Raw genomic sequence first — 13,314 nt, forward strand, 5'->3', positions numbered from 1 at the left:
GGACACCAGGGCGTCACGGCAGGCCGAACGCCCGGCGGGCGTGGGTGAGCGCGGCCCGCGCCGCGGGGCTCGGCGACGGCTTCCAGACCAGGGCCAGCAGGGCGCGCTCCGGCACGTCGTCGATCGTGCGGGCCGTGAGGCGGTCGCGGTAGCCGGCCGCCATGGACTCGCTGAGGATCGCCGCGCCCAGGCCCCGCACGGCCAGGTCGGCGATGGCGTCCGCCGCGCCGGCCTGCAACGCGATGGCCGGGCGCAGGCCGCGCGCCGCGCAGGCGCCGTCGAACAACGCGCGCAGGCCGGTGCCGGGCGGCATGCAGACGACCGGGTGGGCGACCACCTCGCGCAGCGTGACCCGCCGTGCCTCCTTCAGGGGGTGGCCGTCGGGGACCGCCACCACGAGCCGTTCGCTGATGATCGTCATCGCGTCCAGCCCCTCGGGAACGGCGGTGGTGCCGACGAGCGCCAGGTCGAGGGCGCCGGCGCGCACCCCCTCGACGAGCCGGTCGGAGCCGTCCTCCAGCAGCGCCAACTCCACGCCGGGGTGGGCCCGGTGGAACGCGGCGAGGGCGTCGAACAGCGGCGTGACCGTACAGCCGATGACCATCCCGACCGCCAGCCGGCCCCGGATCAGGCCGGTCACCTCCCCCACCGCCTCGCCGACCGCCCCGGCCGCGGCCAGCGCGGCGCGGGCGTGTTCGAGCGCGGCCTTCCCGGCGGCGGTGAGCCTGGCGGTCCGCGCCGACCGGTCGAACAGCTCGGCGCCCAGCTCGCGTTCGAGCTGGCGTATCTGGGCGCTGACGCCGGACTGGCTGATGCGCACGCGCTCGGCGGCGCGCGTGAAGTTCCGCTCCTCGGCGACCGCGACGAAGTACTCGAGCTGCCTCAGTTCCATACGCGTAGATTCTAGTTACCAGCAGAAGCATCTGTTGGACTTCTGACTTCGCCGGGGCCAGGCTGGAGGTGTTCCAGACACCGCGCACATCGGGAGACACCATGCCGGAGTACGAGAAGGCCATGCGGCCGGAGGACATCACCCGTCTGTTCGTCGAGCGGTCCAACGCGGGGGACGCGGCCGGGGTCGCCGCCCTCTACGAGGAGAACGCGGTGGTGGCCTACCCGCCCGGCGAGCGGACGGTGGGGCGGGAGGCCATTCACGCGCTGTGGGAGAAGGTCCTGGCGGGCCGTCCCCACTTCGAGCCGGAGGAGCCGCTGCCCACGCTGGTCAGCGGGGACATCGCTCTCACCTCGACCCCGCCGAAGGACGGCAGCGGCGCCCGGGCGCAGGTGGTCCGGCGCCAGCCGGACGGCAGTTGGCTGCGCCTGCTCGACCAGCCCGAGTTCGCTCCCCCGGCTCGCTAGCGGGCCGCCGGCCCTAGGGCCTGTATCGAGTTCCCGCCCGGGCCCGCGACGCCAGTCACGGCACCTCGCCGCTCCCCCAGACTCCGTCTGGGAGGTGCCCCCAGCCGAATCACGCGAATACGGCCGGGTATGAGCTGCGATCCGGTGCCTTGCTGGGGGTACCTCCCAGGCCCCCAAGGGCCTGGGGGGGCACCGCGTCTGACGCCGCGGGCTGATCCGACCGGGAACTCGATACAGGCCCTAGTGCGGGCCCGCCGGGGCGAACTCCGTGCCGCAGGGGCCCGCGCCCTCGCTCTCCCCCAGTGGGACCGGGTCGCCGCTCATCGACAGCGTGCGGTACCAGTGCCCGATCCGCTCCGCCGAGCGGCCGACGTAGTGGCAGATGAACGAGCGCCGGAAACGGTCGGCGGTCCGGTTCGGCTGCGAGCCGTGCACCAGGCTGCCGTTGAAGAACAGCACGTCGCCCGGCGACATGTCGACCGGCACCGCGGTCAGCCCGGGCGGCGGCGGCACGTACTCGCGGACGAACGACAGCTCCGGATCGGCCTCCTCCGGGCAGAACAGGTCCATCCGGTGGGTGCCGGGCACCACTTCGAGCCCGCCGTTCTCCCGGTCGATCTCGTCGCAGGCGACCCAGGCCGCCACACAGGTGCCGGGCTCGACCCGCAGATAGAAGTTGTCCTGGTGCAGCGCCTGTCCCCGGGCCCCCGGCGGCTTGAAGTAGAACATGCTCTGCGCCGCCAGCACCTCCTCCCCCAGCAGCGCCTCCAGGATCTCCCGCAGCCGCGCGTCGAGCAGATACCGCAGCGCCAGCTCGTTGATCCGGTGCGGGTGCATCACTCGCGGATAGGCGTGCAGCGGGTCCACCGGGCCGTCGCCCTCCCGGCCGCGCGGCTCGAAGTGGCCGGGTATCGGTCCGGCCGCGTGCAGGGCCATGAACTCCCCGCGCAGCGCCTCGATTTCCGCCGCGCCGAACAGGCCGCGCACCACCAGGAAACCGTCGTCGTGGAAGCGCGCGACGCGGTCGTCGTCCGCCCGCGCCGCGTTCGCCGTGGCCGTTGTGGCTGTCATCCGCGTACTCCTTCTCGGTCGGCCTCGTCGCCTGCGACGCTAGGCGCGACCGACCACGCTGAGGATGCCTTTGACCCCTCCCCCAGCTGACTGAAGCAGGAGGATTCCTGGCTCAGGAAGCCCCACAGGCCAGCGACCTGCAAGGTCTTACTCCATCAACACCAGCCGGGACGGAACCTGCCCGGTTTGTTGAGCAAAGTTTGGGTGTGCCGTCTTGATTCTCGACCGGCACGGTGTACGCGCTTGGTTCTCGCAACGCACAGCGTGCAGCTTACCCACTCGTGCGGGCGGTCTATCGCCCCGGCGGAGGGCGCCGGGCGCTGGGCGTTCTGGTGGGTGCACTGCCGGGCCCGGCCCGCGTGGGGCGCCTGGCTCCGGCCGCACGCGCGCGGCGACCGGCTGCGGCACGCGGCGCGGCTGCTGGAGGTGACCGGGCTGCCGGTGGCGCGGGTGGCGGCGGCCTCCGGGTTCGCCAGCGCGTTCCACTTCAGCCGGATCTTCCGGGAACGGTACGGGGTGCCGCCGAGCGCCTACCGCGACAGGTTCAGGACCTCCGCGCCCTGATCCAGCAGCCGGCGCAGCGCCAGCGCGTCGGGGGCGACGGCGGTCACCAGCGCGGCCGGCCCGGCCAGCGGGGTGAGCACCGCGGTGTCGCCGAGCGGCGTGGACTCGGCGGGTTTGTCGGCCAGTTCGGGGTCCACCACCAGAAGCTGGCCCAGCGCGCGGTGGCCGCCCAGGACCGCGCCGCCGTCCCAGCCGGGCGCGCCGGGGCCGCAGGCGAACTCCTGGTCGAGCAGCGGCCGGCCCGCGCGGCGCACCACGAGCCGGGCGGTCAGGCTGCCCGGCTCCTCGCCCGCCCGGCCCAGCACCTGCTGCTCGCGCAGCACGAGGCGGGCGGTGGCGGCCAGTTCGACGCGGGTGGTCATCCGCAGGTCGCTGCCCCGGACGGAGATCAACGGCTCGGGCAGCCACCGCAGTTCGGCGTCCTCGCCGACGGCGAGCGCGGTGTCGTAGGTGGCGGGCCCGGCCGGTGCGCGGCCGGGGAGGGCGAGGGTGGCGGCGGCCGAGGTGACGCGCAGGGCGGCGCCGGGCTCCACCTCGGCGGTGAGCCGCAGCCGGTCGCCGCCGAGCGGGCCGCTCATCGCGCCGACGATCGTGACCTGCGCGTAGGGCCCGGCGGCCCGGGTGCGGCGCAGGGCCAGCGGGCCGCCGCCGCGCAGCACCGGCAGCGCGCCGCCGGGGGCGGCGGTGATCCGGGCGTGGCCGGTGACGCCCGCGGTCACGCGCCGGCCCGGGCCGCCGGCGCGGCGGTCCAGGCGGCGAGCCGCTCCAGCACCCAGTCGGCCACCGGGCGGATGCCGTCCTCGGCGGTGAGCGAGGTGAACGCGACGGGCAGCTCGCCGCGCTGGGCCCGGGCGTCGCGCGCCATGGCGGCCAGGTCGGAGCCGACGTAGGGGGCGAGGTCGGTCTTGTTGACGACGAGCAGGTCGGCGGTGGTGACGCCGGGGCCGCCCTTGCGGGGGATGTCGTCGCCGGCCGCCACGTCGATCACGAAGATCTGCGCGTCGACCAGGCCGGTGGAGAAGGTCGCGGTGAGGTTGTCGCCGCCGGACTCCACGAGGATCAGGTCCAGCGGGCCGGTCCGCTCCTCCAGCTCCTCGACGGCCTCCAGGTTGGCTGAGATGTCGTCCCTGATGGCGGTGTGCGGGCAGGCGCCGGTCTCCACGGCGGTGATGCGGTCGGCGGGCAGCACCGCGTTGCGCAGCAGGAAGTCGGCGTCCTCGCGGGTGTAGATGTCGTTGGTGACGACGGCGATGGACAGCCTGGCGCGCAGGTCGCGGCACAGGGCGGCGACGGTGGCGGTCTTGCCGGAGCCGACGGGGCCGCCCAGGCCGACGCGCAGGGCGCGGCGGGTGCCGTCGGGGCGGTGGCTGTAGCTGTGCCGCTGGGGGTAGGTCTCGGGGTGGTCCAGGTGCATGGCGGGCTCCGGTTCGGAAGGGTCGGAAGGCGACTCGGGGTTCAGGAGGCGAAGAGGCGAACGGGCCAGCTCGCGTGCGCCTCCGCGGCGATGTCCAGCAGCGGGGCCGAGGCCGCGGGCAGCGCGTCGGTGCCCCGGGAACGGACGGCGGCGGCCGCCCCGGCGGCGCGGTCGGCGACCAGGTCGAGGTCGGGGGCGAGCCGGGCGAGAACGGCGGTGGCGTCGAACGGGTCGAGGCTGAGCAGCCGGACGACCGCGGTGGCGGGTCCGCTGACGGCGTCGTAGGCGGCGGCCCGGGCGGCGTCGAGCGGGGTCAGGCCGGCGGCGCGGGCGGCGAGGCCGAGCACGACCGGCTGGTGCAGGCCGCGGGGGTGGGCGGCGGCCAGCGCGTCGAGCGCGGGCGTGGGCCAGGTGGCGCGGGCGGCCCGCAGGAGCTGCCGGCCGAGTTTGCGTGCGGTGGCGCGCAGGGCGAGCGAGGGCGTGCGGGCGTCGGCGGCGGCGTCCAGCTCGCCCGGGTCGTGGCCGTCGCAGGCCGCGGCGGCGAGGGCCGCCGCGACCAGGCCGGTGGTGTGCAGGCGGCCCCGGCAGAACCGCGCCAGCGAGGGCGGGTCGGTGATGCGGCCGGCGCGGACGGCGGCCTCCGCGCCGCCGGAGTGCGCGTGCGCCCCGGCGGGGAAACGGCCGTCCGCGAGCAGCAGCAGCGCCGCGGCGGTCATCGGAGGATGCCCATCAGATCAGGCCCATCAGAAGAGGAAGTACCGCTGGGCGAGGGGCAGTTCGGCGGCGGGCTCGGGAACGACCGGCTCGCCGTCGATGGTGACGGTGAAGCTGTCGGGGTCCACGGTGACCCGCGGTCGGGCGTCGTTCAGCCGCATGTCGGCCTTGGTGGTGGCGCGGGTGTCCTCGATCGCGGCGAACGGCTTGGCCAGGCCCAGCCGGTCCGGGAGGCCGTCGTCGAGGGCGAGGCCGGTGACGAAGTTGACCGAGCCGGCGGCGGCGGCCCGGCCCTGCGCGCCGAACATGGGCCGCGGCAGCACGGGCTGCGGCGTCGGGATGGAAGCGTTGGAGTCGCCCATCTGCGCGTAGGCGATCTGGCCGCCCTTGAGGACGAGCAGCGGCTTGACGCCGAAGAACGCGGGCTCCCACAGCACCAGGTCGGCCAGCTTGCCCGGCTCGACGGAGCCGATCAGATGGCCCAGGCCCTGGGCCAGCGCCGGGTTGATGGTGTATTTGGCGACATAACGGCGCGCCCGCAGGTTGTCCGCGGGGCCGTCGCCCGGCAGCGCCCCGCGCCGGCGCTTCATCACGTGCGCGGTCTGCCAGGTGCGCATGATCACCTCACCGACGCGGCCCATGGCCTGGGCGTCGGAGGAGATGATCGAGATGGCGCCCAGGTCGTGCAGCACGTCCTCGGCGGCGATGGTCGAGGGCCGGATCCGGGACTCGGCGAACGCCAGGTCCTCGGGAACGGCCGGGTTGAGGTGGTGGCAGACCATCAGCATGTCGAGGTGCTCCTCGACGGTGTTGACGGTGTGCGGCCGGGTCGGGTTGGTCGAGCTGGGCAGCACGTTCGGCTCGGAGACGACCGTGATGATGTCGGGGGCGTGCCCGCCGCCCGCGCCCTCCGTGTGGTACGCGTGGATGGACCGGCCGGCGATCGCGGCCAGGGTGTCGGCGACGAATCCGGCCTCGTTCAGGGTGTCGGTGTGGATGGCGAGCTGGGCGCCGGTCTCGTCGCACACGCGCAGACAGGCGTCGATGACGGCGGGGGTGGCGCCCCAGTCCTCGTGGATCTTGAACCCGACGGCGCCGCCGCGCAGTTGGCTGTACATCGCGTCGCGGGAGACGGTGTTGCCCTTGCCGAGCAGCCCGAAGTTCACCGGAACGCCGTCCATCGCCTCCAGCATCCGGGCCAGGTGCCAGGGCCCCGGGGTGACCGTGGTGGCCTTGGAGCCCTCGGCCGGGCCGGTGCCGCCGCCGACGAGCGTGGTGATCCCGGAGGCCAGCGCCTCGTCGGCGATGCGCGGGGAGATCAGGTGGACGTGCGCGTCCACGCCGCCGGCGGTCAGGACGCGCCCGTTCCCGGCGATGATCTCGGTCTCGGGGCCGATCACGAGATCGGGGTGGACGCCGTCCATGGTGTCCGGGTTCCCCGCCTTGCCCAGCGCGACGATCCTGCCGTCCCTGATGCCGATGTCCGCCTTGACGATGCCGGTGTGGTCCAGGACCACGGCGCCGGTGATCACCGTGTCGGGGGTGCCCTCGGCGCGGGTGGCCCGGGACTGGCCCATGGACTCCCGGATGACCTTGCCACCGCCGAACACGGCCTCGTCCCCGGCCCGGCCGGGGCCGCCCGCCAGGTCGTCCTCGATCTCGATCAGCAGGTCGGTGTCGGCCAGCCGCACCCGGTCCCCGGTGGTCGGCCCGAACAGATCCGCGTAGCGGACGCGATCCAGCTCGCTCACAGCTCCCCTCCGATCTCGCCACGGAGACCGGGAACGACGCGGCGGCCCCCGATCGGCACCAGCTCCACCTCGACGGGGATGCCCGGCTCGAACCGCACGGCCGTGCCCGCCGGGATGCCCAGGCGCTGGCCGCGCGCGGCCGCCCGGTCGAATTCCAGGCCCGGGTTGGCCTCCCCGAAGTGGTAGTGGGAACCGACCTGGATGGGCCGGTCGGCGACGTTGCGCACGGTGAGCCGGGTGACGGGGGCGCCCTCGTTGAGCGGCACCGGCGTTTCGGCGAACAGGATCTCTCCGGGAATCACAGCGGAAGCCCCTTCTCGGGTCTCAGGCGATGGGCTCGTGAACGGTGACCAGCTTGGTGCCGTCCGGGAAGGTGGCCTCGACCTGAACGTCGTGGATCATCTCCGGCACCCCCTCCATCACATCCGCCCGGGCCAGGACCCGGCGGCCGGAGTCCATCAGCTCGGCGACGGTGCGCCCGTCGCGGGCGCCCTCCAGGATGTGGGCGGTGATCAGCGCCACGGCCTCGGGATGATTGAGCCGCAGCCCGCGGGCGCGGCGGCGGTCGGCCACATCGGCGGCCACATGAATCAGCAGCCGTTCCTGCTCGTGCGGAGTCAGTTGCACGGTCTCCCACCTCACCGTCTCGGATACGAACCGCCAGGTGGTGGAGATTAGTTCGGCCTCGTTACGGCGGCGTTACTTCCATCCCGAAGTATCCGGCGGACCGCAGCACTCAATGTGACGGGCGTCAAAGAACTGGCCGTCGCCACCCGGTCCGGTGCAGGGTAGGGACAGGGCGGGACACCCACGACAGACGGAACACGCAGGACGTAAGGAGCCACATGAAGATCGGGATCGTCGGAGCCACCGGTCAGGTCGGCGGCGTGATGCGGCAGGTGCTGGCCGAGCGGAAGTTCCCGGTCGACGAGCTGCGGCTGTTCGCCTCGGCCCGGTCGGCGGGCAGCACGCTGCCGTGGCAGGACGCCGCGATTCCGGTCGAGGACGCGGCCACGGCCGACTTCTCGGGGCTGGACATCGTGCTGTTCTCCGCCGGAAAGGGCACCTCCCGGGCGCTCGCCGAGAAGGTCGCCGCCGCCGGCGCTGTGGTGATCGACAACTCCTCGGCGTGGCGCATGGACCCGGAGGTGCCGCTGGTCGTCGCCGAAGTGAACCCGCACGCCGTCGCGCGCCGCCCCAAGGGGATCATCGCCAACCCGAACTGCACCACGATGGCCGCCATGCCCGTGCTCCGCCCGCTGCACGCCGAGGCCGGGCTGACCGCCCTGGTGGTGGCCACCTACCAGGCGGTGTCCGGCAGCGGCCTGTCCGGGGTCGCCGAGCTGGACCAGCAGGTCCGCCGCGCCGTCGCGCAGGACGTCGCCCGCTTGGCCTTCGACGGCGGGGCGGTGGACTTCCCCGAGCCCGAGCTGTACGCGCGGCCCATCGCGTTCAACGTGCTGCCGATGGCCGGCTCGATCGTCGAGGACGGCCTGGCCGAGACCGACGAGGAGCAGAAGCTCCGCAACGAGAGCCGCAAGATCCTGGAGATCCCGGAGCTGAAGGTCTCCGGCACCTGTGTGCGCGTCCCGGTCTTCACCGGCCACTCCCTCCAGGTCAACGCCCGGTTCGAGCGGCCGCTGCCGCCAGAGCGGGCCCAGGAGCTGCTGGCGGACGCCGAGGGCGTGGAGCTCTCCCACATCCCCACCCCGCTGCAGGCCGCCGGTCGGGACGCCAGCTTCGTGGGCCGCATCCGCCGCGACGAGACGGTGGACAACGGCCTGGCCTTCTTCGTCTCCAACGACAACCTCCGCAAGGGCGCCGCGCTCAACGCCGTCCAGATCGCGGAGGTCGTCGCCGCCGAATGAGCGAAGGGGCGGTGGAGCGGCCGCCGGCCGCTCCACCCCCCCCCAGCCATCTGCCTTCCAGGGTGACCGGTTACGGCAGAGTCGCGCCGACCGCCTCCAGGGCGTCGGTGACCGGGTAGAAGAACGTGGTCCCGCCCGAGGTGCAGTCGCCGCTGCCGCCCGAGGTGAGGCCGACCGCCTCGCTGCCGGAGAAGAGCGCGCCGCCGCTGTCGCCCGGCTCCGCGCAGACCGTGGTCTCGATCGTTCCGTAGACCGTGCCCTGCGGGTACGTCACGGCGACGTCCACCGCGGTGACCTCGCCGTCGTGCAGTCCGGTGGTGCTGCCGCTGCGCTGCACCGCCATGCCGACCGTGGCCTCCGCGGCGCCGGTGATCTCCTGCGTGGTGCCGTCGTAGAGGTTGACCTCGCTGGGCGCCTCGACGTCGGCGGTGTACTCCACCAGCGCGTAGTCGCTGTTCGGGAACTCGCCCGCGGTCAGCGTGCCGACCGCCGAGCCGCCGGAGGAGTCCGACCAGGCGCTGCCGACCTCGCCGCAGTGCCCGGCGGTCAGGAAGCCGGGCGCGCCGTCGACCGACACGTTGAACCCGAGCGAGCAGCGGGCTCCCGAGGTGTAGATGGCGTCGCCGCCGGCCAGGAAGGGCTGGAACTGCCCGGCCGACTGCTCCAGCGTGGCCAGGCCGTCGAACGATTCGACGGCCTCGCGGACCCCGGCGAGCTCGGCGCCGGTGACCGTGCTGTCCACGGTGACCCGGACGGTGTTGCTCACCGGGTCGACCGACCAGGCGGTGCCCGGTACGGAGTGCTCCTCGAAGTCGGCCTTGACCTGCGTCAGTTCGGCCAGGCTGTGCTCGACCACCCGGGCCTCGGCGCCCGCCTCCTGGACGGCGGCGACCGCGCCCTCGTCCACCACGTTCACCACGAGGTTCCGGGAGTCGGCGTCGTAGAAGGCGCCGGCGGCGTCGCCGCCGAGCAGGCCGGTCAGGGTTCCGGCCAGCTCGCCGGCCTCGGCCGAGGAGAGGACGTCGGGCACGACCGCGGGGGCCGCGCCGGGAGTGGCGTTCGCCTGTGCGACGGCGAACGATCCGGCGAGCAGCGCGGCGAGCCCGGTGGCCGCCACGGCGATACGCCGGAAGGGGGTACGTCGATGTGTCACGCTCTTTTCCTCCTGTGGGGGTTGGAGCCGCGGGGCTCCGGAGAGAGCACAGACTTGGCCAGCTTCAAGATCGGTCACGTCCATGCCAAGCGGTGCTGGCGAGTATTCCCAGCCCGACCCGGATCACACAAGACCGAGTTCTTGCCCCGGACATACGAACACACCGGGTGTGGTAATGCGCGTAAACCGTTCAGAACACTTCGGGTTTTCCCGCCGTGGGCCGACAGGCCGGGCGACCGGATTCGAACGGGGTGACGACAGGTGAGGGCGGCTGTCGGACCGAGTGAGGCCTAGACCTGTCTGAAAACCGTCGTTACGGTCCGTTCTTCGCGCCTCGGCGTCCGCTTTTCGTGCCGGTGGTACGTGATCTGCGCCACTTCCCGCCGGCGCGCACAGCGAACCGCCCCCGTCCGCGGTGCGGACGGGGGCGGTCGGGGCGGTCAGGCTCCGATCAGTAGACGCTCACACCGTAGGCGTTCAGCGCCTCGACGACCGGCTGGTAGTACGTCGTGCCGCCGGTGGAGCAGTTGCCGCTGCCACCGGAGGTCAGGCCCAGGGCCACGCTGCCGGAGAAGAACGGACCGCCGCTGTCGCCGGGCTCGGCGCAGACGTTGGTCCTGGTCAGACCGGAGACGATGTCACCGCCACCGTAGTTGACCGTGTAGTTCAGCCCGGTGACCGAACCGCTGCGCAGTCCGGTCGTGCTGCCGCTGCGCTGCACGGACTGCCCATTGGTCGCGTTCGCCGCGCTGGTGATGTCGCGCGTCGAACCGTTGTACAGGTTGACCGTGCCCGGGCGCGCGACCGAGCTGTTGGAGTAGCGCACGATCCCGTAGTCGTTGCCCGGGAAGCTCGTACCCGCCGTCGGCCCGATGGACGTGCTCAGGGACGAGTTCGTGTACCAGCTCGGCAGGCCCTCGGTGCAGTGGCCGGCGGTCACGAAGTAGTACGTGCTGCCGGACTGGACGTTGAAGCCCGCGGAGCAGCGCCAGCCGGCGCTGGCGTAGATGGCGTCGCCACCGGCGATGTAGCGCTGGAGCCGGCCCTCGGTGCGCTCGATGGTGAGGGCGCCCCGCAGGCTGCCGGCGCTCTGCCGGAGCTCGGAGATCTCGCCGGCCGAGACGGTCTCGTCGACGGTGACGACGACCCTGTTCGTCGCCTTGTCGACAGTCCAGGCCGTGCCGCCGACGTCGGCGGCGAGCACCGCGTCGCTCACCGAGGCGAGCTGGCTGGTGCTGAAGGTCGACACGGGTTCGGCCTGGGCGGAGTTCGGGATGACGAAGGCCGCCATGGCCAGCAGGCCGGACGCCGCGGCGGTCAGCCCCATGCGTCGCGACAGGCGTCTGTGGGGGTTGGTGCGCTTCATACTCACTGCTCTTCCTCCAGGTAAGGAATCAGGGGGCCGTTGGGTAAGCGGTCCCGTGAGGCGTGGCCAGGGACCGGCCGATAGGGCATGCCCCTGACAAGCGCTGCCCTGAGTCTTCTCAACGTCAGCCTTGTTGCCAAGAACGCCTTTCGGACAGCGGAACACGTTCCGTGTCACCCGGTTGGCGGGGCGTGCGCGACTTACTCTCCGTCAGCGACCCGACACCGCAACGTCGCTGATGGCGCGGCACATCGTATGCACCAGAACCGTTACGAAACCCGGTATCCGTGGCTATCCGCTTGGCGCATCGTCCGCATCATGGACGACCATAGGGGAGCGGACGGGTACGGACCGCGTGAGCAGAGAGGAGGCGTCCATGGGATCGGTGCGCAAGGCGAGTGCCTGGCTGGGCCTCGTCGACGACCGCGACATGCGTTACTACGACGACGAGTACGCCGAGGGGCCCGAGCCGGGCGACGACGCCGCGCCGTGGACCACCGACCCCCGGCTGCGCGTGGCGGCGGAGGCCGCCGAGGAGCAGGGGGGCCGGATCGCCACGGTCACGCCGGGCAGCTTCCGGGACGCCCGGCGCATCGGCGAGCTCTTCCGCGACGGCATCCCGGTCGTCATCAACCTCACGGTGCTGGAGGCCGCCGACGCCAAGCGCGTGGTGGACTTCGCGGCCGGCCTGACCTTCGGGCTGCGCGGCGACATCGAGCGCGTGGCCAACCGCGTGTTCCTCCTGACCCCGGCCGACTACGAGGTCGTCAGCGGCGACAGCCGCCACGCCTCGGACGGCGGCTTCTTCAACCAGAGCTGACCCCGGCTCCGCCGCCACGGCGGAGCCGGGCCGCTCACGGCGGCCCGGAGCCGGTGAGCCAGATGGCGCCGTACACCGCGGCCCCGGCCACCGCGCCGCCCACCACGAGCGCCACGGTGCCCCGGCGCGCGCGGGCCAGCGCCACCGCGGCGGGCAGCAGCAGCGGGAACGCGGGCAGCAGCAGCCGCGGCTTGGACCCGAAGTACCCGGCCGCGCACAGCGCGAGCACCACCATGGCCGCGCCGTAGACCAGCAGCGGCACGGGAAGCCGCAGCCGCACGCACAGCACACAGACCCAGATCAGCAGCGCCACCCCGGCGATCAGCCCCACCCCGGCCAGCGGCGCCGAGCCGGTCAGCCGGTCCAGGACGAACGAGGCGAACGCCCGCCCGCCGTCGAACCCGTTCCCCCACTGCTCCTGGATGTCCAGGTAGCCCAGCGGCTCCCCCGTCCGCCCGGCCACCCACACCACATAGCCCAGCCAGCCCAGCGGCGCCAGCAGCACGCCCAGCAGCATCCGCCGGTGCGCCGACCACGGCACGTCCCGGTCGGACAACAGCGTGACCGCCGCCGTGACGGCCACCGCCGCGGCCACCGCCAGCCCGGCGGGGCGGGTCAGCCCGGCCGCGGCGGACAGCGCGCCCGCCCACAGCCACCGCCCGGTGAGCAGCGCGTACAGCGACCAGGCAGCGAACGCCGTGAACAGCGACTCGGTGTACGCCATGGACTGCACGATCCCGACCGGCACGGCCGCCCACAGCACGGCCAGCAGCACCCCGGCCCGACGGCCGTACAGCCGGTCCCCGATGGCGAACAGACCCCAGGCCGCGGCCAGCGAGGCGACCGCGCTGACCAGCAGCCCCGCCTCCCCCGCCGACAGCGGCGAGACGGCGCCGATCCCTCGCTCCAGCCAGGGCAGCAGCGGAAAGAACGCCAGGTCGGAGTGGACGCCGCCGTCCTCCAGCCGCACGGTGCGCTCGTAGCCGTTCTCCGCGATGCTCGCGTACCAGACCGAGTCCCAGCGCCGGGACAGCAGCCGGACCACGCCCTTCTCCTCGGCCGGGTCCCACAGCGCGAGCACCACCGCGCACAGCAGCCGGACGGCGGCGAAGCCGAGCAGCGCGGGAGCGGCATGGCGCACCGGGGCGGCGAGGGCCCCGAGCCGGCGGGGGCCGGGGCCGTTGCGTACGGGCGGCGCGTCCACGCCGGCGAGGTGAGTCACCCGTCCGATTAT

Annotated in this window: 14 protein-coding genes and 1 pseudogene; 4 read left to right on the forward strand and 11 right to left on the reverse strand. The window is 73.4% G+C overall.

The genetic code is table 11. The annotated features are described in order from the left end of the window. Positions 1 to 13: 13 nt before the first annotated feature. Positions 14 to 892: a LysR family transcriptional regulator gene (locus tag RM590_RS23320; RefSeq protein ID WP_311706634.1), complete on the reverse strand. Its 879-nt coding sequence runs from the start codon at positions 890 to 892 to the stop codon at positions 14 to 16. 101 nt (positions 893 to 993) lie between these two features. On the opposite strand from RM590_RS23320, the gene RM590_RS23325 reads away from it, so the two are divergent. Next, positions 994 to 1,359 (forward strand): YybH family protein, encoded by a 366-nt coding sequence (locus RM590_RS23325; RefSeq protein ID WP_311706635.1) that lies wholly within the window; start codon positions 994 to 996, stop codon positions 1,357 to 1,359. A 240-nt stretch (positions 1,360 to 1,599) separates the two neighbouring features. On the opposite strand, the gene RM590_RS23330 is transcribed toward RM590_RS23325, so the two are convergent. Further along, positions 1,600 to 2,430, reverse strand: coding sequence for a phytanoyl-CoA dioxygenase family protein (locus RM590_RS23330; RefSeq protein ID WP_311706636.1), 831 nt, complete (start codon positions 2,428 to 2,430; stop codon positions 1,600 to 1,602). Positions 2,431 to 2,817: 387 nt separating this feature from the next. On the opposite strand from RM590_RS23330, the pseudogene RM590_RS23335 reads away from it, so the two are divergent. Then, positions 2,818 to 2,994 (forward strand): annotated as a pseudogene (locus RM590_RS23335) (helix-turn-helix domain-containing protein); the annotation flags it as partial. On the opposite strand, the gene RM590_RS23340 reads toward RM590_RS23335, so the two are convergent. From RM590_RS23340 to RM590_RS23365, 6 genes are read right to left on the reverse strand one after another with little or no spacing between them, the layout of a single operon-like run. After that, complete coding sequence (locus tag RM590_RS23340) at positions 2,961 to 3,713, reverse strand: urease accessory protein UreD (RefSeq protein WP_311706637.1); 753 nt, start codon at positions 3,711 to 3,713, stop codon at positions 2,961 to 2,963. The pseudogene RM590_RS23335 and the gene RM590_RS23340 overlap by 34 nt on opposite strands. After that, entirely contained in the window at positions 3,710 to 4,408 is a 699-nt protein-coding gene (gene ureG, locus RM590_RS23345) for an urease accessory protein UreG (protein WP_311706638.1), read from the reverse strand. The genes RM590_RS23340 and ureG overlap by 4 nt, the downstream gene beginning before the upstream one ends. Before the next feature lie 41 nt (positions 4,409 to 4,449). Next, on the reverse strand, positions 4,450 to 5,124 hold the full coding sequence (locus RM590_RS23350; protein WP_311706639.1) for an urease accessory protein UreF: 675 nt from the start codon (positions 5,122 to 5,124) through the stop codon (positions 4,450 to 4,452). 27 nt (positions 5,125 to 5,151) lie between these two features. Beyond that, positions 5,152 to 6,873 carry an urease subunit alpha gene (locus RM590_RS23355; protein WP_311706640.1) on the reverse strand — a complete coding sequence of 574 codons (1,722 nt, stop codon included), beginning with the start codon at positions 6,871 to 6,873 and terminating at the stop codon, positions 5,152 to 5,154. Then, positions 6,870 to 7,175 carry an urease subunit beta gene (locus RM590_RS23360; RefSeq protein ID WP_311706641.1) on the reverse strand — a complete coding sequence of 102 codons (306 nt, stop codon included), beginning with the start codon at positions 7,173 to 7,175 and terminating at the stop codon, positions 6,870 to 6,872. Before RM590_RS23360 ends, RM590_RS23355 begins: the two co-directional genes overlap by 4 nt. Before the next feature lie 22 nt (positions 7,176 to 7,197). Continuing rightward, positions 7,198 to 7,500: an urease subunit gamma gene (locus tag RM590_RS23365; RefSeq protein WP_311706642.1), complete on the reverse strand. Its 303-nt coding sequence runs from the start codon at positions 7,498 to 7,500 to the stop codon at positions 7,198 to 7,200. A gap of 218 nt (positions 7,501 to 7,718) precedes the next feature. Between RM590_RS23365 and RM590_RS23370 the strand changes: the two genes are divergently transcribed. Continuing rightward, positions 7,719 to 8,741, forward strand: a complete 1,023-nt coding sequence (locus tag RM590_RS23370) for an aspartate-semialdehyde dehydrogenase (protein ID WP_311706643.1) — start codon at positions 7,719 to 7,721, stop codon at positions 8,739 to 8,741. A gap of 70 nt (positions 8,742 to 8,811) precedes the next feature. Here RM590_RS23370 and RM590_RS23375 read toward each other — a convergent pair whose 3' ends face one another. Continuing rightward, on the reverse strand, positions 8,812 to 9,894 hold the full coding sequence (locus tag RM590_RS23375; RefSeq protein ID WP_311706644.1) for a S1 family peptidase: 1,083 nt from the start codon (positions 9,892 to 9,894) through the stop codon (positions 8,812 to 8,814). Between the two features lie 451 nt (positions 9,895 to 10,345). Next, entirely contained in the window at positions 10,346 to 11,266 is a 921-nt protein-coding gene (locus RM590_RS23380; RefSeq protein ID WP_394813947.1) for a S1 family peptidase, read from the reverse strand. 370 nt (positions 11,267 to 11,636) lie between these two features. Here RM590_RS23380 and RM590_RS23385 point away from each other — a divergent pair, with 370 nt between their 5' ends. Next, a complete protein-coding gene (locus tag RM590_RS23385; RefSeq protein ID WP_311706646.1) occupies positions 11,637 to 12,080 on the forward strand; it encodes a cell division protein SepF in 444 nt (147 codons plus the stop codon). Positions 12,081 to 12,114: 34 nt separating this feature from the next. Here the strand turns inward: RM590_RS23385 and RM590_RS23390 are convergent, their stop codons facing one another. Continuing rightward, a complete protein-coding gene (locus tag RM590_RS23390) occupies positions 12,115 to 13,302 on the reverse strand; it encodes a glycosyltransferase family 39 protein (RefSeq protein ID WP_394813948.1) in 1,188 nt (395 codons plus the stop codon). Positions 13,303 to 13,314: the final 12 nt, after the last annotated feature.

The sequence above is a fragment of the Streptomyces litchfieldiae genome, from assembly GCF_031845365.1.
Classification (GTDB): domain Bacteria; phylum Actinomycetota; class Actinomycetes; order Streptomycetales; family Streptomycetaceae; genus Streptomyces; species Streptomyces litchfieldiae.